Source organism: uncultured Leifsonia sp., from assembly GCF_945957465.1.
In the GTDB taxonomy this organism is placed as follows: domain Bacteria; phylum Actinomycetota; class Actinomycetes; order Actinomycetales; family Microbacteriaceae; genus Leifsonia.
Genome location: NZ_CAMFLC010000005.1, coordinates 91,365 through 114,004 on the forward strand (window position 1 = coordinate 91,365; position 22,640 = coordinate 114,004).

Sequence of the window (22,640 nt, forward strand, 5' to 3'; positions counted from 1 at the left end):
CGTGCGCGGGCGCGCCATGATGAACGCATGACTGTTCGTCCTCCCGCGGTGGTCGTCCGGGGCCTCCGCAAGTCGTACGGATCGTTCGAAGGGCTGCGGGGAGTCGACTTCGAGATCGCCGACGGCGAGACCTTCGCGCTGCTCGGTCCGAACGGAGCGGGCAAGAGCACCACGATCGAGATCCTCGAGGGGTACCGCGATCGCGATGCCGGCGAGGCCCGCGTGCTCGGCGAAGACCCGGGCAAAGCCGGCACCGCCTGGAAGGCCCGGCTCGGCATCGTGCTGTAGTCGGGCTCGGAGGCGGCGAACGTCACCGTCCGCGAACAGCTCACCCAGTTCGCCCGCTACTACCCGCACAGCCGCGACGTCGAGGAGGTGATCGTGGCCGTCGGGCTGGAGGAGAAGGCCAAGACCCGCATCCGCAATCTCTCCGGCGGGCAGCGTCGCCGCCTCGATGTCGCGCTCGGCGTGATCGGGCGCCCCGAGCTGCTCTTCCTCGACGAGCCGACCACCGGCTTCGATCCGGAGGCGCGGCGGCAGTTCTGGGATCTGGTGCGCGCGCTCAAACGCGAGGGGACCACCATCCTGCTGACGACCCACTACCTCGACGAGGCCGCGCAGCTGAGCGACCGGGCGGCGGTCATCGCCCACGGCGCGCTGCTCGACATCGGCGCGGTCGACGAGATCGGCGGATCCGTCGCGCGCGTCCCGATCGTCCGCTGGCGCGACCGCGCCGGCGCACTCCACGAGGAGCGCACGGATGCACCCGGTGCGCTGGTGGCGCGGCTCACGGCCGAGGCGGGAGGCGAACCGCGCGACTTGGAGGTGATCCGGCCGAGCCTGGAGGACATCTACCTCGGGCTCGTGCGGGAGGCAGACGAGCGCGCGAGCGCGGCTGCGGGCGCGGGCGTCGCGACCGGCACCGGAGCAGAGGAGGCCGCCGCATGACCGCGGTCGCGCTGGGCTGGTCCCGCATCCGCTACGAAGTGCTGGTCTACTTCCGGCAGTCCGACACGATCTTCTTCACGTTCCTCTTCCCGGTCGTCATGCTCGGGATCTTCTCGGTGGCCTTTCAGGGCCTCGGCAAGGTCGGGGCGGCGCCCGACGGCAGCGGAGGGATCAGCCAAGCGGCGTACTACCTTCCCGGGATGATCGCCGCCGGCATCCTGCTCAGCGGGGTGCAGAATCTCGCGGTCGACATCGCCGTGGAGAAGAGCGACGGCACGTTGAAGCGGCTCGGCGGCACCCCCTTGCCCGTCGTGTCGTACTTCCTGGGCAAGATGGGCCAGGTCATCGCGACGAGCGTCCTCCAGATCGGCCTGCTGCTGCTGATGGCGCGCGTCGCGTTCGGTGTCGCGCTCCCCACCGACCCCGCGCTCTGGCTGCGGTTCGCGTGGATCTACGCGCTCGGGATCGTCACCTCGGCCGTTCTCGGCATCGCCCTGTCGGCCGTGCCGCGCACGGGCAAGAGCGCGACGGCGGTCATCATCCCGATCGTGCTTGTGCTGCAGTTCATCTCGGGTGTGTACCTGGCGTTCAACCTTCTGCCGACGTGGCTGCAGAACATCGCGAGCCTGTTCCCCCTCAAGTGGATCGCGCAGGGCATGCGGAGTGTCTTCCTGCCTGCGAGCTTCGAAGCGGCGGAGCCGAGCGGCAGCTGGCAGCTCGGCTGGATCGCCGTGGTCCTGCTGATCTGGCTCGTCGCCGGGCTAATCGCCTGCCGGCTGACCTTCCGCTGGATCCGCAAAGACGGCCGCTGACGCGCCTCCTATCGCAGCCCGAGGGGCCGCCGAAGGGCGCCCAAACGCCCTCAAAACGCGCTTTTGAGGGCGTTTGGGCGCCCCTCTGCAGCGTACGCTGCCCGCTCCGGCGACAAGCTGACGCAGCTTGGCAAACGAGTTGTCAGTTTGATAGAACATACGGTGTAGGCTGATTCAGCGACACCAGGACGAGACGGCACCGACGAAGGAGTCCACGACATGACGAACGAGATCCCGGCACCGGCGCAGTCCGCGCAGGTGGCGCCGTTCGACCTCATCACCATCGGGCGCATCGGAGTCGATCTCTACCCGCTGCAAGACGGCGTCGGTCTCGAAGACGTCGAGACGTTCGGCAAGTTCCTCGGCGGGAGCGCCACCAACGTGGCGATCGCGGCCGCCCGCCACGGCCTCCGCTCGGCGGTGGTCACGGCGACCGGCGACGACCCGTTCGGCCGTTACGCCCACCGCGAGCTGCGCCGGCTCGGCGTCGACGACCGGTTCGTGGGCACGGTCGATACGCTCAAGACGCCGGTGACATTCTGCGAGATCTTCCCGCCGGACGACTTCCCGCTGTACTTCTACCGTGACCCGATCGCCCCCGACCTCGCGATCACGGCGCGCGATCTCGACCTCGACGCGATCCGCCGTGCGCGCATCTACTGGTCGACCGTCACCGGGCTCTCCCGCGACCCCAGCCGCACCGCGCACCACGCGGCATGGCAGGCCAGAGGCCGGCGCGCCCTCACGGTCCTCGACCTCGACTACCGGCCGATGTTCTGGTCGAGCGGGGCCGCCGCCACGGCCGAGGTCGAGCAGGCGCTGGGTCAGGTCACCGTGGCCGTGGGCAATCGCGAGGAGTGCGAGATCGCCGTCGGCGAGACCGATCCGCAGCGCGCAGCCGACGCCCTGCTCGAGCGCGGCGTCGAGCTCGCCGTCGTCAAGCAGGGCCCGCGCGGAGTGCTCGCCAAGACCCGCGACGAGACGGTGGAGGTGCCGCCGTACTTCGTGGAGGTCGTCAACGGCCTCGGGGCCGGGGACAGCTTCGGCGGCGCGCTCTGCCACGGCCTGCTGCAGGGCTGGTCGCTGGAGCGCGTCATCCGCTTCGCGAACATCGCCGGGGCGATCGTGGCGACCCGCCGCGAATGCTCCACCGCCATGCCATCGACCGACGAGGTCGAGTCGGTGCTGAAGGAGCTCCAGAATGTCCGCAGCTGATCTCATCGCGGGCTCCGCGCCCCTCCTCGACGCCGCGGCCTTCGCCCGTCTGCGCGCGCAGCGGCACTCGAGCCCGCGCGATGTCGAGACGGCGCTCGCGGCGCGGGCACGCCGCCCGCTCGTCCGCGACGACGGCCGCCTGTTCATCGTGGCCGCCGACCACCCGGCCCGTGGAGCACTCGGCGTCGGCGCCGACCCGATCGCCATGGCCGACCGGTACGACCTCCTGCAGCGCCTCGCGCTCGCGCTCTCGCGGCCCGGCGTCGACGGGGTTCTCGGCACTCCGGACATCATCGACGACCTGGCGTTGCTGGGTGTCCTCGACGACAAGATCGCGGTCGGGTCGATGAACCGCGGCGGCCTGCGCGGCGCCGTCTTCGAGATGGACGACCGGCACACCGGCTACGACGTCGACGCCCTGGTGCGCGACGGCCTCGACGCGGCCAAGCTGCTCGTGCGCGTCAACCTCGAAGACGTCGGCACCGCCCGCACGCTGGAGGCCACGGCCAACGCTGTCACGGCGGCGGCGCGCGCGCACCTCCCGATCCTGCTCGAGCCGTTCCTGAGCCAGTGGTCCGACGGCCGGATCGTCAACGACCTGACTCCCGACGCCGTCATCCGGTCGGTCGCGATCGCGTCCGGCCTGGGCACATCGTCCGCCTACACCTGGCTAAAGCTTCCGGTCGTGCCCGAGATGGAGCGCGTGATGGCGGCGACCACTTTGCCGACGCTGCTGCTCGGCGGTGACTCCGAGGCCGCACCCGACGAGACCTTCGCCTCGTGGGAGTCCGCGCTCGCCCTCCCCGGCGTGCACGGTCTCGTCGTGGGGCGCACCCTGCTCTATCCGAAAGACGGAGATGTCGGCCGCGCCGTCGACATCGCCGCCACCCTCGTCCACGGCCGCTGACGCACGGCCGACGCACCATCGCGCTAAGGAAGATCATGACCAGCACCGAGACCACCGCAGTCGGCAGCACGACCGGCGACCTGCCCACCATCACGCACTGGATCGACGGAACGGAGCACCCCTCGCGCAGCGGGCGCACCGCGCCGGTCTTCAACCCGGCCCTCGGCGTCGCGACGGCCCGCGTGGCGCTCGCCGATCAGTCCGAGATCGACGCCGCCATCGCGTCGGCGCAGCGCGGTTTCGAGGTCTGGGGTCAGTACTCGATCGCCAAGCGGCAGGCGGTGCTGTTCGCGTTCCGCGAGCTGCTGAACGCACGCAAGGGCGAGCTGGCCGCGATCATCACGGCCGAGCACGGCAAGGTGCTCTCCGACGCGATGGGCGAGATCCTCCGCGGCCAGGAGGTCGTCGAGCTGGCGACCGGATTCCCGCACCTCATCAAGGGCGCATACTCCGAGAACGCTTCCACAGGCATCGACGTGTACTCGCTCAAGCAGCCGCTCGGCGTCGTGGGCATCATCTCGCCGTTCAACTTCCCGGCCATGGTGCCGATGTGGTTCTTCCCGATCGCGATCGCCGCCGGCAACGCGGTCGTCCTCAAGCCCTCGGAGAAGGACCCTTCTGCGGCGCTCTGGCTGGCGAAGCTGTGGCAGGAGGCCGGGCTCCCCGACGGCGTCTTCACGGTGCTGCAGGGCGACAAGCTCGCCGTGGACGGCCTCCTGAACAGCCCGGTCGTCCAGTCGATCTCGTTCGTGGGCTCGACCCCGATCGCGCAGTACATCTACGAGACGGCGTCGAAGAACGGCAAGCGCGTCCAGGCGCTCGGCGGCGCCAAGAACCACATGCTGGTCCTGCCGGACGCCGACCTCGACCTGGTCGCCGATCAAGCCGTCAACGCCGGCTATGGTGCGGCGGGGGAGCGGTGCATGGCCGTGTCGGTCGTGCTGGCGGTGGATGGGCCCCTCCCCGCCGGTTCCGACGCGGCGCGGAGCGACGGGGCGGCCGTGCCGAGAGGGACCGTGGCCGACGAACTCATCGCCAAGATCACCGAGCGCATCGGCGCCCTCCGCATCGGCAACGGCGCGGGTGACGCGGCGGGGGAGCCGGACATGGGCCCGTTGATCACCGGAGAGCACCGCGACAAGGTCTCCGGCTACGTCGACATCGCGGAAGCCGACGGTGCGGACATCGTCGTCGACGGCCGCGGCTTCACCGTTGAGGGTCACGAGGACGGCTTCTTCTTCGGCCCGACCCTGCTCGACAAGGTGCCGACGACCTCGCGCGCCTACACGGAGGAGATCTTCGGCCCGGTGCTGTCGGTGGTGCGCGTGCAGACGTTCCAAGAGGGCCTCGACCTGATCAACTCCGGGCGGTTCGGAAACGGCACGGCGATCTTCACCAACGACGGCGGCGCGGCGCGACGCTTCCAGAGCGAGGTGCAGGTCGGCATGATCGGCATCAACGTGCCCATCCCCGTCCCCGTCGCGTACCACTCGTTCGGCGGCTGGAAGGCCTCCCTCTTCGGCGACGCCAAGGCCTACGGCGTGCACGGCTTCGACTTCTTCACACGGGAGAAGGCGATCACCAGCCGCTGGCTCGACCCCGCCACGCGGCACCACACCGACAACCGCGGCATCGACCTCGGCTTCCCGCAGAACACCTGAGGACATCCGGATGGCCGAGCACAACGAGTGGTTCTTCCCGCGTGGCGCACTGAGCGACGACGGCTGGGAATCCGCTGTCGACGCGCGTCTCGCGGGCTGGCAGCACACCGGACTCCGCGTCGCGGAGCTGTCCGGCGGCACGGTGAGCCAACCGGCCGGCGAGGTGGAGCGGATCGTGGTGCCGCTGGCAGGTTCCTTCTCCGTCGAGCACGAGGGCCGCACGACGCGGCTGGCCGGCCGCTCGAGCGTTTTCGACGGGCCGACCGACGTGCTCTACGTCGGCGCCGGTCAGGGGCTCGCCATCACCGGCTCCGGCCGCGTGGCCGTCGCCGAGGCGCCGACCCGCGTGCGCAAGCCGTCGATCCACATCCCCGCGGATCAGGTGCCCGTCGAGCTGCGCGGCGCGGGCCGTGACAGCCGTCAGGTGCACAACTTCGGCACCCCGGGCGCGCTGGACGCCGCCTCCCTCATCGTGTGCGAGGTCATCACGCCGGCGGGCAACTGGTCGTCGCATCCCGCGCACAAGCACGACGAGGACCTGCCGGGACACGAGTCTCGGCTCGAGGAGATCTACTATTTCGAGTCGGCCCCGGTCCGGGGCGCGAACGCTCCCCGTGACGCGGACGCCTTCGGCAGCTTCGCGACCTACCGCTCCGCCGCCGGCGACATCGAGACCAACGCCCTCGTGCGCACCGGCGACATCGCGCTGGTCCCCTTCGGCTACCACGGACCGGCGGTCGCCGCGCCCGAGTACGACCTCTACTACCTCAACGTCATGGCTGGACCGGCAGAGAGCCGGCAGTGGCTGATCAGCGACGACCCGCGTCAGGCCTGGCTGCGCGACACCTGGACCGACCAGGAGATCGATCCCCGTCTGCCCTACCGTCCGACCACGCAAGGAGCCGCACAATGACGACCGACACGGCGACGACCCGCACGGCGAAGACGAACACGGCGACGACCAATAAGGCGACGATCCGCAGGATGACCGTCGGCCAGGCGCTGGTGGAATTCCTCGCCAACCAGTGGACGGTCGACGGGGACGTGCGCGAGCGCACCATCCCCGGGATGTTCGGCATCTTCGGGCACGGCAATGTGGCCGGTCTCGGCCAGGCGCTCGCGCAGGCGAACGCTCACGACCCCGGACTCATGCCGTACCACCAGGCCCGCAACGAGCAGGCGATGGTGCACCAGGCGGTGGGGTTCGCGCGCATCCACCGCCGCCGCGCCACGTTCGCGTCGACCGCGTCGGTCGGCCCCGGCGCCGCGAACCTGATCACGGGTGCCGCACTGGCCACGGCCAACCGCCTGCCCGCCCTGCTGCTGCCGTCGGACACCTTCGCGACCCGCGTCGCCGACCCGGTGCTCCAGCAGCTGGAGCACCCGCACGACCTCGGCATCCAGGTCACCGACGCCTTCCGTCCGGTGTCCCGGTTCTTCGATCGCGTGCAGCGCCCCGAGCAGTTGTTCTCGATCGCGCTCGCCGCCATGCGGGTCCTGACCGACCCGGCTGAGACGGGCGCGGTGACGATCGCGCTGCCCGAAGACGTGCAGGCCGAGGCGTTGGACGTGCCGGAGGAGTTCCTGGCGCCGCGCGAATGGCGCCTCCGCCGGCCCACGCCGGAAGGCTGGGCCCTCGCCGCGGCCGTCGAGGCGATCCGGAACGCGCGCCGGCCGGTGATCGTGGCCGGCGGCGGTGTGCTCTACTCGGGCGCCGAGCGGGAGCTCCAGGCGTTCGTCGAGGCCACGGGCATCCCGGTCGGCACCACCCAAGCCGGCGGCGGCTCCCTCGACTGGGATCACCCGCAGTACCTGGGCGGCGTGGGCGCGACCGGAACCACGGCCGCCAACCGCCTCACGGGCGAGGCCGACCTGGTGATCGGCGTCGGCACCCGGTACAGCGACTTCACGACCGCGAGCCGCACGGTGTTCCAGAACCCGGGCGTCCGGTTCGTCAACGTCAACGTCGCGGCGTTCGACGCCTACAAGCACGGCACGCAGCTCCCGGTCATCGCCGATGCCCGTGAGACGTTGGTCGCGCTCACCCGGGCGCTGGCCGGTCACCGGGTGGAGGGCGCGTATGCCGAGCGCATCGCGAGTGAGAAGGCGGCCTGGGACGCGGTGGCCGACGCGGCGCTCGCACCGAGCCCTGCGGACGTCTCGCGACCGGACGCCCTCCTCGGGCAGCCGGAGATCATCGGTGCCGTGCAGCGGGCCAGCGGGCCGCGCGACGTCGTCGTCCAGGCCGCAGGATCGCTCCCCGGCGACTTGCACAAGCTGTGGCGCGTGCGCGACCCGCTCGGCTACCACGTCGAGTACGCGTTCTCGACGATGGGGTACGAGATCGCCGGCGGCCTCGGCGCCAAGCGCGGTCTCGAAGCGCTCGGTGACGACCGCGACGTGATCGTGCTCGTCGGCGACGGCTCCTACCTGATGCTGCACACCGAGTTGGCCACCGCGGTCGCGGAGGGCATCAAGATCGTCGTCGTGCTCATCCAGAACCACGGCTTCGCGTCCATCGGCCACCTGTCGGAGACGGTCGGCTCGCAGCGCTACGGCACCCGCTATCGCTACCGCGACGCGGACGCGCTCAACTTCGAGCGCGGCGACTTCCTGCCCGTCGACCTCGCCGCCAACGCACGCAGCTTCGGCATCGACGTGATCGAGGTCACGCCGGGCCCGGACGCCGCGGCCCGCCTCGAGGACGCCGTGAAGACGGCGAAGGCGAGCAGCACCTCGACGCTCATCCACGTCGACTCAGACCCGTTCGTCTACGCGCCCGACGGCGAGGGCTGGTGGGACGTGCCGGTGGCGGAGGTCTCCGAGCTGGAGAGCACGCGTACCGCGCGCGCCGAGTACGTCGAACAGCAGAAGAAGCAGCGACCCCTCCTCGGGTGAGCCCCGGATCCGATCGCCACGAAGGCCGCACAGACAGAAGGACAGCGTTGACCGATAACGACACCGCGACAGCCACCACCACCGCCACCGGTCTCCGCATCGGCACGGCCCCCGACTCGTGGGGCGTGTGGTTCCCCGACGATCCGCGGCAGACCCCCTGGGATCGGTTCCTCGACGAGGTGCAGGCCGCCGGCTACCACTGGATCGAGCTCGGGCCGTACGGTTATCTGCCCACCGAGCCGGCGCAGCTGCTCGACGAGCTCGCGAAGCGCGAGTTGCGCATCAGCGGCGGAACGGTCTTCACCGGCTTCCACAAGGGCCCGGACCAGTGGGATCGCGCGCTCGAACAGGTCGAGAAGGTCGCCACGCTGACGCGCGCCGTCGGAGGCGAGCACATCGTCGTGATCCCGGACCTCTGGCGTTCCGACGCCACCGGTGAGACGCTCGAGCCCCGCACGCTCACCGACGAGCAGTGGGACTCGCTGGCCGCCGGACACGACCGCCTCGGTCGTATGCTCCTCGAGGAATACGGCCTGCGCCAACAGTTCCACTCGCACGCCGACTCCCACGTGGGCACCCACCGCGAGGTCGAGCGCCTGCTCGCCCAGACCGATCCGCGGTATGTGAACCTGTGCCTCGACACCGGGCACCTCGCCTACTACGGCGGCGACAGCCTCCGGCTCATCGGCGACCACCCGGAGCGCATCGGCTACCTGCACCTCAAGCAGATCGATCCCGAGCTGCGCTTCGAGGTGCTGAAGAACGACGTGGCCTTCGCCGACGCCGCGATCGACGTGATGGTCGAGCCGCCGGCCGGCATCCCCGACTTCGCCCCGATCATCGAAGCGGTGGCCGCGATCGATCCCGAGATCTTCGCGATCGTCGAACAGGACATGCCCGGCATCGACATCACGGTGCCGCTCGGGATCGCGACCCGCACCCGCGACCACATCTTCGGCTGCACGCCGCTGACCCGGGCGCGCTGACCCGGTCGGCAGCCGGCCTCCCGCCTTCACAGAGAAACGAGCCACACCGCATGAGCAGCACCACTCCCCAGGACCTCCGAGCGCAGCAGGACCTCCGGTCGAGCGCTGACCTCCGGGTCGGCGTCGTCGGCGCCGGTCAGATGGGCGCCGACCACATCCGGCGCATCACGCGCACGATCAGCGGCGCGACGGTGGCCGCCATCGTCGAGCCCGACGCCGGCCGCGCGGCGACGGCGGCGGCCGCCGCTCCGGGCGCGCTCGCGTTCGGCAGCGTCGAGGACGCCATCGACGCGCAGGCCCTCGACGCGGTGATCATCGCCACGCCCGGCCCGTTCCATGAGCCGGTGCTGGCGCCGGCGCTGGAGGCCGGTCTGCCGATCCTCTGCGAGAAGCCGCTCACGCCCGACAGCGCCTCGTCGTTGCGCGTCCTGGAGCTGGAGCAGAGGCTCGATCGACCGCACATCCAGCTCGGGTTCATGCGGCGATTCGACGACGAGTACCAGGCCCTCCGCACCCTGATCGAGGCGGGCGACGCGGGTGAGCTGCTCATGCTGCGCGGCGTGCACCGCAACCCGTCGGTGCCCGAGAGCTACACCCAGTCGATGCTGATCACCGACTCGGTCGTGCACGAGTTCGACGTCATGCCCTGGCTGGCCGGGTCGCCCATCCGCAGTGTCGAGGTCAAGTACCCTCGTCGCAACGCGCTGGGGCCGGAACGCCTGCGCGAGCCGATCCTCGTGCTCATCGAGCTCGAGAACGGCGTGCTGGTCGACGTCGAGATGAATGTGAGCGTGCGGTTCGGATACCAGGTCGCGACAGAGGCCGTGTTCCAGACCGGCATCGCGCGCATCGGGCAGCCGGCCGGACTGCAGCGCTGGTCGGACGCCTCGTTCTCCGTCGCCGAGCACACCACGTACACCACCCGCTTCGCCCGCGCGTACGACGCACAGGTGCAGGCGTGGGTGGATGCGGTCCGCGACGGCTCGCTCGTCGCCGGCCCGAACGCGTGGGACGGCTACCTCGTCGCCCTCGCGTGCGAGGCCGGAGTGCGCGCACTCGACGAGTCCGGTCCGGTCGCCGTCGAGTCGCCGGAGCGCCCGCACTTCTACGCCTGACCGGCCCGCGATCCTTTCGGGCTCAGCGGTCCGTCGGGCAGCGGGTCCGTCGGGCTCAGCGGTCGACGAGCGTGAGCTCGAACGAGTAGAGGTCGGGGCGGTAAACGTGCTGTCCGTACTCCACCGCACGCCCGGAGTTGTCGAAGGCCGTGCGCGACATCGTCAGCAAGGGCGAGCCTTTGCGGATCTCGAGCAGCTCCGCCTCGGTGGCGCTGGCGGCGCGTGCGCCGATGCGCTGGTTGGCGACCCGGATCGAGACGCCGCGCGCCTTCATCAGCTGGTAGAGGCCGCGCGCTTCGAGGTCGTCCCGCGTGATGTCGGTGAAGTCCTCCGGCAGGGTGTTCTCCAGGACCGCGAGCGGGACGCCGTCGGCGGAACGCAGGCGCGTGAGGTGGAGGACCGGAGCGCCGACGTCGACGCCGAGCTCTTTCGCCGTCGTGTCGTCCGCCGTTCCATGCGCGTACGAGATCACACGCGTGGTCGGGGTCTGCCCCGACTGTCCGAGGTCTTCGTACAGACTGCTCAGCTCGACATTGCGCGTCACCCGGCCGTGGACGACCTGGGTGCCGATGCCCCGGCGGCGCACCAGCAGGCCCTTGTCGACCAGTTCCTGGAGGGCGCGCCGGATGGTCGGGCGCGAGAGGCCGAGCCGGTTGCCGAGCGAGATCTCATTCTCGAGCCGCGATCCCGGGGGCACGCGCTCGTCGCGGATCGCCTGCTCCAGAGCTGTCGCCAGCTGGTAGTACAGCGGCACCGGGCTCGACTTGTCGAGACTGTCGAACAGGTCCACGGGGAGCGGGTACTCGACTTGCATCCGTGTCCTCCACGACGTGGTGTATATGTCAGCACAACCGTACACCAGCCGTCCCATGTCCGGCCCGACCAGGGCGGGCCGGCCTCCCAGCGCCTTCGCCGCTACTGCTCGGCGCTCAGCGCGATCGTGCCGATGCCGAGCACGGCGAGGATCGCAGCCGACACCCGTTCCAGCACCTTCGTCACCGACGGCTTCTTGAGCCAGGCGACGGCCCGGGAGGCCAGCAGCGCGACGATGGCGAGGTAGCCGGCGGCCACGACGGCGTCGATCGCGCCGAGGAGCAGGGTGTTGCCGATCGTGTGGCCGTCGCGCGGGACGAACTGGGGAGCGATGGCCAGGAAGAACAGGCCGACCTTGGGGTTCATCACAGTGGACACCATTCCCGCGATGAAGCCCGAGCGCAGCGTGGTCGTGCGGACCTGCAGATCCGGCCCGTGGGCGGCACGACGGCGGCTCGCGATGAACGCGGAGACGCCGAGATAGATGAGGTAGAGCCCGCCGGCGATCTTGACGACGCGGTAGATCTCGGCGGACTGCTCCAGCAGCGCGGCCAGCCCGAACGCGACGGCGAGGGCCCACAGCATCGAACCGACCGCCGAGCCGACCGAGGCCGTGAGTCCGGCGCCCGGTCGCGCGAGGCTGTAGCGGAGCACCAGGAAGGTGTCGGGCCCGGGCGTCACGGCGAGCAGCACGCACAGTCCCGCGAACGCGAGCAGAGCGGGGGCGGTCATGGAGGGAGTCTAATCGGCGTACACTCCCGCCATGACCGACGACCTCCTCGCCGCCGTCCGCGCCCGCTTCGACGGGCGCTCGAGCGAGTACGACGACAGCGCGATGCACCATGAACTGGCGGAGGCGGTCGCGCAGTTCGCCCTCGAGGGCGCCGAGGGTGCCGAGGGTGCGGAGGGCGCCGAGGGCGCCGAGGGTGCGGAGGGCGCCGAGGGCGCCGAGGGCGTCGAGGGTGCGGAGGGCGTCTGGGACGTCCTGGATGTCGCCACGGGCACCGGCCTCGTGCTGCGGGCCCTGCACGAGCGGGACACCGCGCTGCGGCTGACCGGCATCGACCTCTCCGCCGGCATGCTCGGGGTCGCTCGTGCCGCGCTCCCGGCCGCCTCCTTCGTGGAGGGTGATGCCACGACGCTGCCGTTCGACGATGCGGAATTCGACCTGGTGACCTGTGTCACGGGGCTGCACCTGTTCCCCGACGCCCGCGCGGCGATCGCGGAGTGGGTGCGCGTGCTGCGCCCGGGCGGCCGTGCCGTTACGGCCACCTTCGGCGACATCGACCGCGCTCAGCACGGCGGTCGACCTGGCGGGGCCGTGCCGGGTCTCGGTCATCACGGCTCGGGAGGGTCCGACTACCCGACCCACCACGAGCTCTTCCGGACACCGCGACTGCTGGCCGAGACCGCGTCGCCGGTCGGTCTGGAGGTCGTCCGCCACGCCTGGTGGACCTTCGGCGGCGACCGGGTGCTGCTCGCCGAGCTGCGACCGAGTTAACCTCCCCCCCTCCCCCCCCGTCCCCAACCGGCGAGTACGCGCATAATCGGTCAGAAACCGCCGAGTACGCAGACAGTCTGCGTACTCGGCGGTTTGTCGCGGTCGCGGGAGGGGGGATCAGCTCGTGACGGGTCAGCGGGCGGGGAGGCGGAGCTCGAGGGCGGTGCCGGCGGGGCCGGTGGAGGCGACGGCCACCTCTCCGCCGTGGCGCACCGCGACCTCGCGCACGAGTGCCAGGCCGATGCCGAAGCCCGAGCGGGAGCGGCCGGCGGCGGCGGGCTCCGCGCGGGCGAACCGGTCGAAGATCCGGGCCGGGTCGATGCCCTGGATGCCCGGCCCCTGGTCGGCGACGATCAGGGAGGCCGCACGGCCGTCCCGGCGAATCGTCGCGGTCACGATGCCGCCCGCCGGGGAGTGCGCGACCGCATTGTCGAGCAGTGCGGTCGCGCAGCGCTGCAGCGTCGTGGCGGGCACATCGCTCGCCACGTCGTCGCGCTCGACGAGCCGGACCTCCACGCCGGCCTCGCGGGCCAGCACGCGCAGCGACTCCACCGCGCGCCGCACCGGGCCGGAGAATGCGACCGGTCCCTCCGCGGCTGCGGCGCGGTCGCGCTCCGGGTCGGCGGCGAGCAGCAGGTCGTTGACGACGTCGATGAGCGTGCGGGTGTCGTCGCGAAGCTCGGCGACGGTCCCCGTCGACGGGTCGCCGGGCGGCAGGCCGCGCTGCAGCACCTGGAGCCGGGCATCCAGCACGGCGAGCGGGGTGCGGAGCTCGTGGCTGGCGTCCGCGACGAAGTCCCGCTGGCGGCGCAGCGCCTCCCCGAGCGGGCGCACCGCCCGTCGTGTGACGATGACGGACAGTGCGCCCGCGACGATCACGGCGAGCACACCGACGATGATGAACGCGAGCATCGCATCCACGGTGTCGATGTAGATCTTGTGCTCGCCGGGCCGTGGGGCCTCCCGCAGCTCGGAGGGCTGCAACTGGTCGAGCACGAAGAAGAACGCGACCCCGATCGCCGCGACCACCAGCGCGCCGGACGCGATGGCCAGTTGCAGGCCGACCGTGCGGGAGGCGCGGCGCACCTCGAGCGAGTCGACCTCCCTGTTCCTGCTCACGATCGGCCGCGGCTCACAGCTGCCCCAGTCGATAGCCCTCGCCGCGGACCGTCGCGATGAGGTCGGGGTCGGTCTTGCGGCGCAGGTAGTGCACGTAGGTGTCGACGGTCCCGGGCTGTTCGTCCGCCTCGAACACCGCCTCCAGGATGTGTGCGCGCGAGAACGTGCGCAGCGGGCTCTCGGCGAGCAGGCGGAGCAGGTCGGACTCGCGCGCGGTGAGCTGGATGCGGCCGTCGTACGGCGAGTAGATGCTGCGGCTCTCGGGATAGAACCGCCACTCGCCGACCGGCAGCTCTCTGCCCTCGCCGGTGAAGGTGCGCGTCAAGGCGCGCAGCCGGGCGAGCAGCTCGTCGAACTCGAACGGCTTGACCAGATAGTCGTTCGCCCCGGCGTCGAGTCCCTCGACCCGGTCGCGCACCGAGCCGAGCGCGGTCAGCATGATGATCGGCGCGACGACCCGGCCGTCGCGGAGCTTGCCGACCAGCGTCGCACCGTCGAGGCCGGGGAGGCGGCGGTCGACGACCAGGGCGTCGTAGCGGCCGTCCAGGCCCTCCCGGAGCCCGGTCTCGCCGTCGGTGACGAGGGTCACGTCGTAGGTTTCCGAGAGCACCTGCTCGATGAGCGGCCCGAGGCGCGGATCGTCCTCGACCAGCAGCACGCGCAGTCGGGTGGCCTCCATATCGCTCACCCTAACTCCCGTCGGCTCGGGCGGGCCGCACGGCGACCGCGGAGGCGACCGGCGCCGGCGCGAACCGCCGCAGCAGCGCGAGCACGAGCAGCACGGCGGCGGGGGCGTACACCAGCGAGGCAAGCACGTCCGTCGGGTTGTGGACGCCGAGGTACACGCGCGAGAACGCCGTGACGAGCGGCGCGACGATCGCGAACGCGAGCAGCGGCGTCCGCAGCCGGCCGCGGCCGAACACGATCAGCAGTGCGAGGCCGAGCGCGACCGCCAGGGTGGTGTGGCCGCTCGGAAAGCTGAAGCCGGTGTCGGTGAGCAGATGGTGCGGGAGGTCGGCCGTCAGTGGGCGCGGACGGCGCACGATGTCTTTGACGACCGTGCTGCCCAGCCAGGGGAGCAGGGCGAGCGCGGCGAACGCGATGGCCGCCCCCGGCCTGCGCTGCCCGAGCCACGCGACCGCCGACACGACCGCGATGACGACGAGCGCGGCGACGGGCGAGAACAGCACCGAATCGGCGAGCGCCACCGCATCGACCACTGGTGTGCGCGCGGACTCGATCGCCTGGATGACCGCCAGGTCGCCTGCGGTGACGGCGGGCGATGCCGCGATCGCCAGCCCCGCGAGGACGACGAGGAGGATGACGCAGAGCGGGATCACGATCGCGCGCGGCGACGGAAGCGGTGTCGCGCGCGGTCTCGGCTGCGGTGCCGTCGCTCGGCGGTGCGGTGCTGCGGTCATGGGCGTCCCCTCCTCGAGCATCCACAGTGCGCCGTGCGTCCCCAGAGTTCGCTAAGGATGGCGCCGGCCGGCCGCGTGCCCTTCTCAGAGGATTCTGGGATGCACTGCGCGAGGCTGACGGGATGCTCCGCAACAAGGTCCCCGCGGTCACCGCGCTGTTCTGGGTCACGAAGCTCCTCACCACGGCGATGGGTGAGACGACGTCCGACTTCCTGGTCAAGAACTACGACCCGGTGATCGCCGTGATCGCGGCCTTCGTCGTGTTCGCCGGCGCCCTGGTGCTGCAGTTCGTCGTGCGGCGCTACATCCCGTGGGTCTACTGGCTGGCCGTCCTGATGGTCGCCGTGTTCGGCACGATGGTCGCCGACGTCCTCCACATCGTGCTCGGCGTCCCGTATCTGCTGTCGGCCGGGTTCTTCGCGGTCGTCCTCGCCGTGGTGTTCGTGGTCTGGTACCGCTCGCAGCGCACCCTGTCGGTGCACCACATCGATACGCGCGCCCGGGAGTTCTTCTACTGGTGCGCCGTGCTGGCGACGTTCGCGCTGGGAACCGCAGTCGGCGACCTCACCGCGACGACCTTCGGGCTCGGCTACCTGGCCTCTGGCATCCTGTTCGGCGTGCTGTTCGCGATCCCGGGCGCCGCCTACCGCTGGTGGGGGCTGGGTGCGACCGCCGCCTTCTGGACCTCATATGTTCTGACGCGCCCGTTCGGAGCGTCGATCTCCGACTGGCTCGCCATGCCGCACGCGCGCGGTGGGCTTGATCTCGGGACCGGCCCGGTGAGCCTGGTGCTGTTCGCGGCGATCGCGGTGTGCGTGATCCTGCTGTCGGCCCGGCGCCCCGCGGACCCGGCCGCGACCTCCGCCCCCGAGGCGTCGCCCGCCGCCTGACCCCGTCACCGACCCCGAGGAGCATGCCGCTGTCACTTGTCGCGGCGAAAAGCGACAACGACGTGCCCTTCGAGAGGGATCTGCGCGATGAGCGGGCGGCGCGGGCGGGAGGGTTCGCTGGGTGACCGCTGAGCTTCTCGCGGTTCCCTTCGGACGGAGCGCTGGTACTCTCGGTCGGGTATGCCGTCCGCATCCGTCCCCTCCCGCACCCGCGGCCGCCGCTCGGCGGGCCGCCGCGCCGCGCTGCCGTCGCGGCCCAAGCCGGTGCTGCGGCTGCCGCTGCACCACCGGATGGGCGTCGCCCTCGCGGTGATCGCGCTCGTGTGCGGATTCTCGATCGTGCCGACGGATGCCGCCCTCGCCGCCACTGTTTTCCGCGTCCCGGAGGCGGAGCTCGCGCCGGGATCGCCGCCCGGGCAGCGCATCTTCGTCGATGCCACGATCGCCGCTCCGGTGGTCGACAGGGACACGCTCGGCGCGACCGACAGCATCCAGGGGCTTGCCCGCATCGGAACGAACGAGTCGTGGGCCAAGCTCGTCCTCATGTTCGGAGGCTGGCAGACGACCGACGCCAACGTCACGGTCATGCTGCGCTGGATGCGGCAGGAGAACGGGCCGCCCGACTGGTGGAACCGCAACAACCCGCTGAACAACGGCTACGGCTCCGGGGGAGGCGCCGGTCTGGGGAGCTACCCCGATCTCGTCACCGCGGCGAAGTACTGCGCCGAGAACCTGCAGCGCGGGTACCCGGGCATCGTCGCCGGCCTGAACGCCGGCACCAGCGCCGACGCGACCGCCGAGGCGATCTGGGCCTCCCCGTGGGCGTCGAGCCACTACGCCAACGGCGCCCACTGGAGCACCAGGCCCGTGGAGATCGTCCAGGCCCCCGCTTCCGCCTGGGGCTTCTGACTCCCTCGGTTGCACCGCCGAAGGGCGCGTATACGCCCCTAAAACTGAGATTTGAGGGCGATTGGACGCCCTTCGCGGACGCGGAATGCGCCGAACTCAGCTCTTGGCCAGCCATCCCCTCAGCTTCGGCAGCGGCCAGGTCGTCACGATGCGCTCGGCCGGCACGCCGTTGGCGGCGGCCCGGGCGGCGCCGTAGGCCAGGAAGTCCAGCTGCCCCGGGGCATGAGCGTCCGTGTCGATCGAGAACAGACAACCGGCGTCGAGCGCGCGCTGGATGAGCTCGTCCGGCGGGTCCTGCCGCTCGGGCCTCGAGTTGATCTCGACCGCCACATCGTTCTCGGCGCATGCGGCGAACACGGCGTCGGCGTCGAACTCGCTGGGCGGCCGCGTTCCGCGCGAGCCCTGCACCAGCCTCCCCGTGCAGTGGCCGAGCACGTTGGTGTGCGGGTCGCGGATGCCGCCGAGCATGCGCGCGGTCATCGTGCGGCTGTCGGCGCGCAGCTTGGAATGGACGCTCGCGACCACCACGTCGAGGCGGCCGAGCAGCTCGGGAGTCTGGTCGAGGGCGCCGTCTTCGAGGATGTCGACCTCGATCCCGGTGAGGAGGGTCACGCCGCCGGTGTCGAGCCCGGCGATGATGTCGAGCTGCTCGGTCAGCCGCTCGGCGCTGAGGCCGCTCGCGACCGTGAGGGTGGGGGAGTGGTCGGTGATCGCCTGGTACTCGCGGCCCAGCGTCGCGGCGGCGGCCGCCATGACCTCGATCGGTACGGTGCCGTCCGACCACTCGGTGTGGCTGTGGAGGTCGCCGCGGAGCTGCGCACGCAGCTCCGCGCCTCCCGCGTCGAGAGGCTCGGCGTTGCGCTCGCGCAGGTCGGCGAGGTAGCCCGGCACCTCCCCGGCGACGGCCTGCGAGATCACCTGGAACGTGCGGTCGCCGATCCCCTTGGTGCGCTTGAGCCGGCCGTCGGCGACGCGGGCGGCGACCTCGTCCGCACCCAGCGGCGCGATGATGGCGGCGGCCTTGCGGAACGCCTGCACCTTGAAGGAGGGAGCGAGCTCGCGCTCCAGCCAGAAGGCGATCTCGTTGAGCGCTGCGACCGGATCCATGCCCCTCATGCTCCCACCTCCCTCGCCGAGGGGCACGTAAACGCCCCTATCCGTGCGTTTTGAGGGCGTCTGCACGCCCTTCGGCGGCGGGTTACGAGGGGTTACGCGGGGTGAGCAGTGCAACCCCCTGGGCCGATAGCGTCGGAGGGGTGAGCAGCGCGATCGAGAACCTGGGCCGCGAGACCCGCCTGTTCGAGCCGACTCCGGAGTTCGCGGCGCAGGCGAACGTGGGCCCCGAGGTGTTCGAGCAGGCAGCGGACCCGGTCGCCTTCTGGGAGCGCCAGGCGGCCCGCCTCGAGTGGGCGGAGCCCTGGCACACCCCGCACACGTGGCAGCCCGCGAGGACCGGGGAGGACGGCGGGCTCAGCATCCCGCGTGCCGAGTGGTTCGCGGGCGGACGCCTGAACGCCGCGGTCAACTGCGTCGACCGTCACGTCGCGGCCGGGGGCGGCGACCGCGTCGCCCTGCACTTCGAGGGGGAGCCCGGCGACCGGGAGTCGATCACCTACGCCGACCTCCAGCACCGCGTCGCGCGCGCCGCCAACGCGCTCACCGCCCTCGGCATCGGGAAGGGCGACCGCGTGGTCGTCTACCTGCCGGTGATCCCCGAGACCGTCGTCATCACCCTCGCGATCGCCCGCGTCGGCGCCATCCACTCGCTGGTGTTCGGCGGGTTCTCGGCGGAGGCGCTGCGCTTCCGGGTGGAGGACACCGGGGCGAAACTGCTGGTGACGTCCGATGGCCAGTTCCGGCGCGGGGCGGCCGTGCCGGTGAAGGCGCAGGCCGACGCCGCGGTCGCGGGCGACAACGCCGTCGAGCATGTGCTCGTCGTGCGCCGCACCGGCGCGCTGACGCCCGACATCCCGTGGACACCGGGCCGGGACGTCTGGTGGCACGACGTCGTCGACACCGCACCGAGCACGCACGAGCCCGAGTTCTTCGACGCGGAGACCCCGCTGTTCATCATCTACACGTCCGGCACGACCGGGCGACCGAAGGGCGTGGTGCACACCACCGGCGGCTATCTCACCCAGGCCTCCTGGAGCCACTGGGCGCTGTTCGACGCCAAGCCGGACGACGTCTACTGGTGCACTGCCGACCTCGCCTGGGTGACCGCGCACACCTACGTGCTGTACGGCCCGCTGTCCAACGGTGCGACCTCGGTGATCTACGAGGGCACCCCGAACACGCCCTCCACCGGCCGGCACTTCGAGATCATCGAGCGCTACGGCGTGACCACGTACTACACCGCTCCGACGCTCATCCGGACGTTCATGAGCTGGTTTCCGGAGGGCCTGGCCGCTGCGGGCGACTGGGACCTCTCCACCATCCGGCTGCTCGGCACGGTGGGGGAGGCCATCAACCCGGAGGTGTGGGTGTGGTTCCGCGAGCAGCTCGGCTCGGGCCGGGCGCCGGTGGTCGACACCTGGTGGCAGTCGGAGTCCGGCGCCGCCATCGTGGCGCCGCTGCCGGGCGTGACCGCGCTCAAACCGGGCTCGGCGACGCTCGCGGTGCCGGGTGTGACGGTGCGCGTGGTGGACGAGCGCGGGGAGGACGTGCCGCGCGGGGCGGGGGGCTCGATCGTGATCGACGGCACGTGGCCGGCGATGTCGCGCACGGTCTGGGGCGACCCGGAGCGATACCGCGACTCGTACTGGCGGGCGTTCGCCGACCGCGGCTACTTCCTCGCGGGCGACGGCGCAGCGGTCGACGACGACGGCTACCTCTGGCTGCTCGGCAGGCTCGACGACGTCATCAACGTGTCGGGCCACCGCCTCTCGACGATCGAGATCGAGTCGGCGCTCGTCGCGCATCCCGCGGTGGCGGAGGCCGCGGTGGTCGGTGTCGGCGATACGACGACGGGACAGGCCGTGGCCGCGTTCGTGATCCCGGCCGGTGGCGGGGAGGGCGTGCCGGAGGCCGCCGTGCTGCGCGAGCAGGTCGCCCGGGCGATCGGCGCCATCGCCAAGCCGCGCCACGTCGTGGTCGTCGACGACCTCCCGAAGACCCGCTCGGGCAAGATCATGCGCCGACTGCTCGTGGACCTCTTCGACGGCCGGCCCCTCGGCGACACGACCTCCCTCCAGGACGAGACGGTCCCCTCCCGCATCGCCGCCGCGCTCGCCCGCCGCTGACACCGAGACGTGAGTAATCGCGGCAATCCGCATCCGGATTGCCGCGATTACTCACGTCTCGTCAGGCGGTCGTGGCCGACCGGAACAGCGCGAAGGCGCTCTCGCCCACGATCACGCTCTCGCCGTCGTCGAGCGCGAGCTCGGGGTCGCTGCTCAGCTCGAGCTCCCAGTGCGCTCCGGGCGGGTCGGGGAGGACGAACTCCACGCCGTTGCGCGCGGCGTTCAGCAGCAGCAGGAACGAGTCGGCGCCTTCGTGCATGAGCACGAATGCGATCGACCGCGCTTCCGGGTCGGCCCAGTCGGCATCGGCGAACGGCTCGCCGTCCGCGCGCACGATCAGCACGGTGTCGGGACCGCCGACGTCGGGGGCGTGCCGGTACCATTCGGGCCGCAGCGCCGGTTCGGTGCGGCGCAGGCGGATGAGCTTCGACGTGAACTCGTGCAGCTCCCAGTCGGCGTTCTGCCAGTCGTACCAGGAGATCTCGTTGTCCTGGCAGTAGGCGTTGTTGTTGCCCTGCTGGGTGCGACCGATCTCGTCACCGCCGAGGATCATCGGGACGCCCGCCGACAGCAGCACGGTGGCGAGGAAGTTCTTGCGCTGCCGGGTGCGGAACGCGAGGATGCCCTCGTCGTCGGTCGGTCCCTCCGCCCCGTAGTTGTCGGACCGGTTGTCGGATTCGCCGTCGCGGTTGTCCTCGCCGTTGGCCTCGTTGTGCTTCTCGTTGTAGCTGGTCAGGTCCGCGAGCGTGAAACCGTCATGGGCGGTGACGAAGTTGACGCTCGAGAGCGGCGCGCGGCGCGAGTCCTCGTAGATGTCGGGGCTGCCGAGCACGCGCTGCGAGAGGGTGGAGAGCACGCCGGGCGTGCCGCGCCAGTAGTCGCGCACGTCGTCGCGGAACTTCCCGTTCCACTCGGACCAGTCGGCCGGGAACCCGCCGAGCTGATACCCGGCGACATCCCACGGCTCGGCGATCAGCTTGACCTGCGCGAGCGTCGGATCCTGCTGGATGAGGGTCAGGAAGGCGCTGTGCAGGCTGGCGTCGCCGCCCTGGCGCGTGAGGGTGGTGGCGAGGTCGAAGCGGAAACCGTCGATGTGGTAGTCCTCGACCCAGTAGCGCAGCGAGTCCATGATCAGCTGCAGGGCGGCCGGGTGGCTGACGTTGACGCTGTTCCCGGTGCCCGTCGTGTCGAAGTAGTGCGCGCGATCGCCGTCGACGAGCCGATAGTACGAGGGGTTGTCGATGCCCTTGAAGCTGTACGTCGGGCCGAGGTCGTTGCCCTCCGCCGTGTGGTTGTAGACGACGTCGAGGATGACCTCCAACCCCGCGGCGTGGAGGGCTTTCACCATGCCCTTGAACTCGTCGACCTGGTGGCCGGTGTCTCCGGTCGCCGCGTACTCGTTGTGCGGGGCGAAGAAACCGATCGAGTTGTAGCCCCAGTAGTTGCGGAGGCCCTTCTCGGTCAGGTGCGCGTCTTGCACGAACTGGTGCACCGGCAGCAGTTCGACGGCCGTGACGCCGAGGTTCTTGAGGTACTCGACGGCGGCGGGATGGGCGAGCCCCGCGTACGTGCCGCGGAACTCCTCGGGCACCCACTCCATGAGCTTGGTGAAGCCCTTGACGTGCGTCTCGTAGATCACGGTCTCGCTCAGCGGGATGCGCGGGCGGGCGTGGTCGCCCCAGTCGAAATCCTGACGGTCGACGGCGACGCCGAGGGCGACGTGACGCGCCCCGTTCGTGTCGCTGCGCCGCCGCGGCCGGCCGAGCTGGTGGCCGAACACGGCCTGCGTGTTGTCCCACGATCCGGTCACGGCGCGGGTGTGCGGGGGCAGCAGCACTTTGGCCGCCGAGAAGCGGAGGCCGTTCGCCGGGTCCCAGGGGCCGGCGACGCGGAGGCCGTAGCGGGTGCCGGGGACGAGCCCGGCGACGAAGCCGTGGAAGACGTGCCCGGTGCGCTGGCGGAGCTCGGTGCGCGTCTCGCGGCCCCGCGCGTCGAAGAGCGAGACGAACACCGCGTCAGCGTTCTCGCTGTAGACGGCGACGTTGGCGCCGCCGTCGACGAGGGTGAGCCCGAGCGGATACGGGCGGGACCCGTCGCCGCTCACCGGAGGGTCCGGCCGGGCCGGCGATGACGGCAAGACGGGGGGCAGGGTTCGGACACGGTGCCTCCGTTCGGGTAGACCGACAGGTTACCGGGGAGGCCG

General features: G+C 71.1%; 19 protein-coding genes and 1 pseudogene. 13 read left to right on the forward strand and 7 right to left on the reverse strand.

Going from position 1 to position 22,640, the window contains the following annotated elements; all coding sequences use genetic code 11:
* Positions 1–27: 27 nt before the first annotated feature.
* From Q0Q23_RS04320 to Q0Q23_RS04360, 9 genes and pseudogenes are all read left to right on the forward strand, one after another.
* Positions 28–948: pseudogene (locus Q0Q23_RS04320) on the forward strand (ABC transporter ATP-binding protein).
* Entirely contained in the window at positions 945–1,760 is an 816-nt protein-coding gene (locus tag Q0Q23_RS04325) for an ABC transporter permease (RefSeq protein ID WP_295119846.1), read from the forward strand. The pseudogene Q0Q23_RS04320 and the gene Q0Q23_RS04325 overlap by 4 nt, the downstream one beginning before the upstream one ends.
* 219 nt (positions 1,761–1,979) lie before the next feature.
* Positions 1,980–2,975, forward strand: a complete 996-nt coding sequence (gene iolC / locus Q0Q23_RS04330) for a 5-dehydro-2-deoxygluconokinase (protein WP_295119850.1) — start codon at positions 1,980–1,982, stop codon at positions 2,973–2,975.
* Complete coding sequence (locus Q0Q23_RS04335; RefSeq protein WP_295119852.1) at positions 2,962–3,882, forward strand: aldolase; 921 nt, start codon at positions 2,962–2,964, stop codon at positions 3,880–3,882. Before iolC ends, Q0Q23_RS04335 begins: the two co-directional genes overlap by 14 nt.
* Positions 3,883–3,917: 35 nt before the next feature.
* On the forward strand, positions 3,918–5,543 hold the full coding sequence (locus Q0Q23_RS04340) for a CoA-acylating methylmalonate-semialdehyde dehydrogenase (protein WP_295119855.1): 1,626 nt from the start codon (positions 3,918–3,920) through the stop codon (positions 5,541–5,543).
* Positions 5,544–5,553: 10 nt separating this feature from the next.
* Positions 5,554–6,456, forward strand: coding sequence for a 5-deoxy-glucuronate isomerase (iolB, locus tag Q0Q23_RS04345; RefSeq protein ID WP_295119858.1), 903 nt, complete (start codon positions 5,554–5,556; stop codon positions 6,454–6,456).
* A 71-nt stretch (positions 6,457–6,527) separates the two neighbouring features.
* Positions 6,528–8,441: a 3D-(3,5/4)-trihydroxycyclohexane-1,2-dione acylhydrolase (decyclizing) gene (gene iolD / locus Q0Q23_RS04350; RefSeq protein WP_295119989.1), complete on the forward strand. Its 1,914-nt coding sequence runs from the start codon at positions 6,528–6,530 to the stop codon at positions 8,439–8,441.
* A 47-nt stretch (positions 8,442–8,488) separates the two neighbouring features.
* Positions 8,489–9,427: a sugar phosphate isomerase/epimerase gene (locus Q0Q23_RS04355; RefSeq protein ID WP_295119861.1), complete on the forward strand. Its 939-nt coding sequence runs from the start codon at positions 8,489–8,491 to the stop codon at positions 9,425–9,427.
* Positions 9,428–9,477: 50 nt separating this feature from the next.
* On the forward strand, positions 9,478–10,542 hold the full coding sequence (locus Q0Q23_RS04360) for a Gfo/Idh/MocA family protein (protein ID WP_295119864.1): 1,065 nt from the start codon (positions 9,478–9,480) through the stop codon (positions 10,540–10,542).
* A 55-nt stretch (positions 10,543–10,597) separates the two neighbouring features.
* Here Q0Q23_RS04360 and Q0Q23_RS04365 read toward each other — a convergent pair whose 3' ends face one another.
* Together Q0Q23_RS04365 and Q0Q23_RS04370 are read right to left on the reverse strand one after the other, a co-directional pair.
* Complete coding sequence (locus Q0Q23_RS04365; RefSeq protein WP_295119867.1) at positions 10,598–11,356, reverse strand: GntR family transcriptional regulator; 759 nt, start codon at positions 11,354–11,356, stop codon at positions 10,598–10,600.
* 101 nt (positions 11,357–11,457) lie between these two features.
* Positions 11,458–12,087, reverse strand: coding sequence for a LysE family translocator (locus Q0Q23_RS04370; RefSeq protein ID WP_295119870.1), 630 nt, complete (start codon positions 12,085–12,087; stop codon positions 11,458–11,460).
* Between the two features lie 31 nt (positions 12,088–12,118).
* On the opposite strand from Q0Q23_RS04370, the gene Q0Q23_RS04375 reads away from it, so the two are divergent.
* Complete coding sequence (locus Q0Q23_RS04375; RefSeq protein ID WP_295119873.1) at positions 12,119–12,856, forward strand: class I SAM-dependent methyltransferase; 738 nt, start codon at positions 12,119–12,121, stop codon at positions 12,854–12,856.
* A 132-nt stretch (positions 12,857–12,988) separates the two neighbouring features.
* Here Q0Q23_RS04375 and Q0Q23_RS04380 read toward each other — a convergent pair whose 3' ends face one another.
* From Q0Q23_RS04380 to Q0Q23_RS04390, 3 genes are read right to left on the reverse strand one after another with little or no spacing between them, the layout of a single operon-like run.
* Positions 12,989–13,975, reverse strand: coding sequence for a sensor histidine kinase KdpD (locus Q0Q23_RS04380; RefSeq protein ID WP_295119877.1), 987 nt, complete (start codon positions 13,973–13,975; stop codon positions 12,989–12,991).
* A 13-nt stretch (positions 13,976–13,988) separates the two neighbouring features.
* Positions 13,989–14,654, reverse strand: a complete 666-nt coding sequence (locus tag Q0Q23_RS04385; protein ID WP_295119880.1) for a response regulator transcription factor — start codon at positions 14,652–14,654, stop codon at positions 13,989–13,991.
* Between the two features lie 10 nt (positions 14,655–14,664).
* Entirely contained in the window at positions 14,665–15,396 is a 732-nt protein-coding gene (locus tag Q0Q23_RS04390) for a phosphatase PAP2 family protein (RefSeq protein WP_295119884.1), read from the reverse strand.
* A 122-nt stretch (positions 15,397–15,518) separates the two neighbouring features.
* On the opposite strand from Q0Q23_RS04390, the gene Q0Q23_RS04395 reads away from it, so the two are divergent.
* Together Q0Q23_RS04395 and Q0Q23_RS04400 are read left to right on the forward strand one after the other, a co-directional pair.
* On the forward strand, positions 15,519–16,286 hold the full coding sequence (locus tag Q0Q23_RS04395; protein WP_295119887.1) for a hypothetical protein: 768 nt from the start codon (positions 15,519–15,521) through the stop codon (positions 16,284–16,286).
* A 180-nt stretch (positions 16,287–16,466) separates the two neighbouring features.
* Positions 16,467–17,195, forward strand: a complete 729-nt coding sequence (locus Q0Q23_RS04400) for a hypothetical protein (RefSeq protein WP_295119890.1) — start codon at positions 16,467–16,469, stop codon at positions 17,193–17,195.
* 96 nt (positions 17,196–17,291) lie between these two features.
* Here Q0Q23_RS04400 and Q0Q23_RS04405 read toward each other — a convergent pair whose 3' ends face one another.
* On the reverse strand, positions 17,292–18,302 hold the full coding sequence (locus Q0Q23_RS04405; protein WP_295119992.1) for a PHP domain-containing protein: 1,011 nt from the start codon (positions 18,300–18,302) through the stop codon (positions 17,292–17,294).
* Between the two features lie 149 nt (positions 18,303–18,451).
* Between Q0Q23_RS04405 and acs the strand changes: the two genes are divergently transcribed.
* On the forward strand, positions 18,452–20,437 hold the full coding sequence (gene acs / locus Q0Q23_RS04410; RefSeq protein ID WP_295119893.1) for an acetate--CoA ligase: 1,986 nt from the start codon (positions 18,452–18,454) through the stop codon (positions 20,435–20,437).
* 61 nt (positions 20,438–20,498) lie between these two features.
* On the opposite strand, the gene glgX is transcribed toward acs, so the two are convergent.
* Entirely contained in the window at positions 20,499–22,541 is a 2,043-nt protein-coding gene (gene glgX / locus Q0Q23_RS04415) for a glycogen debranching protein GlgX (protein WP_295119896.1), read from the reverse strand.
* Between the last annotated feature and the right edge of the window lie 99 nt (positions 22,542–22,640).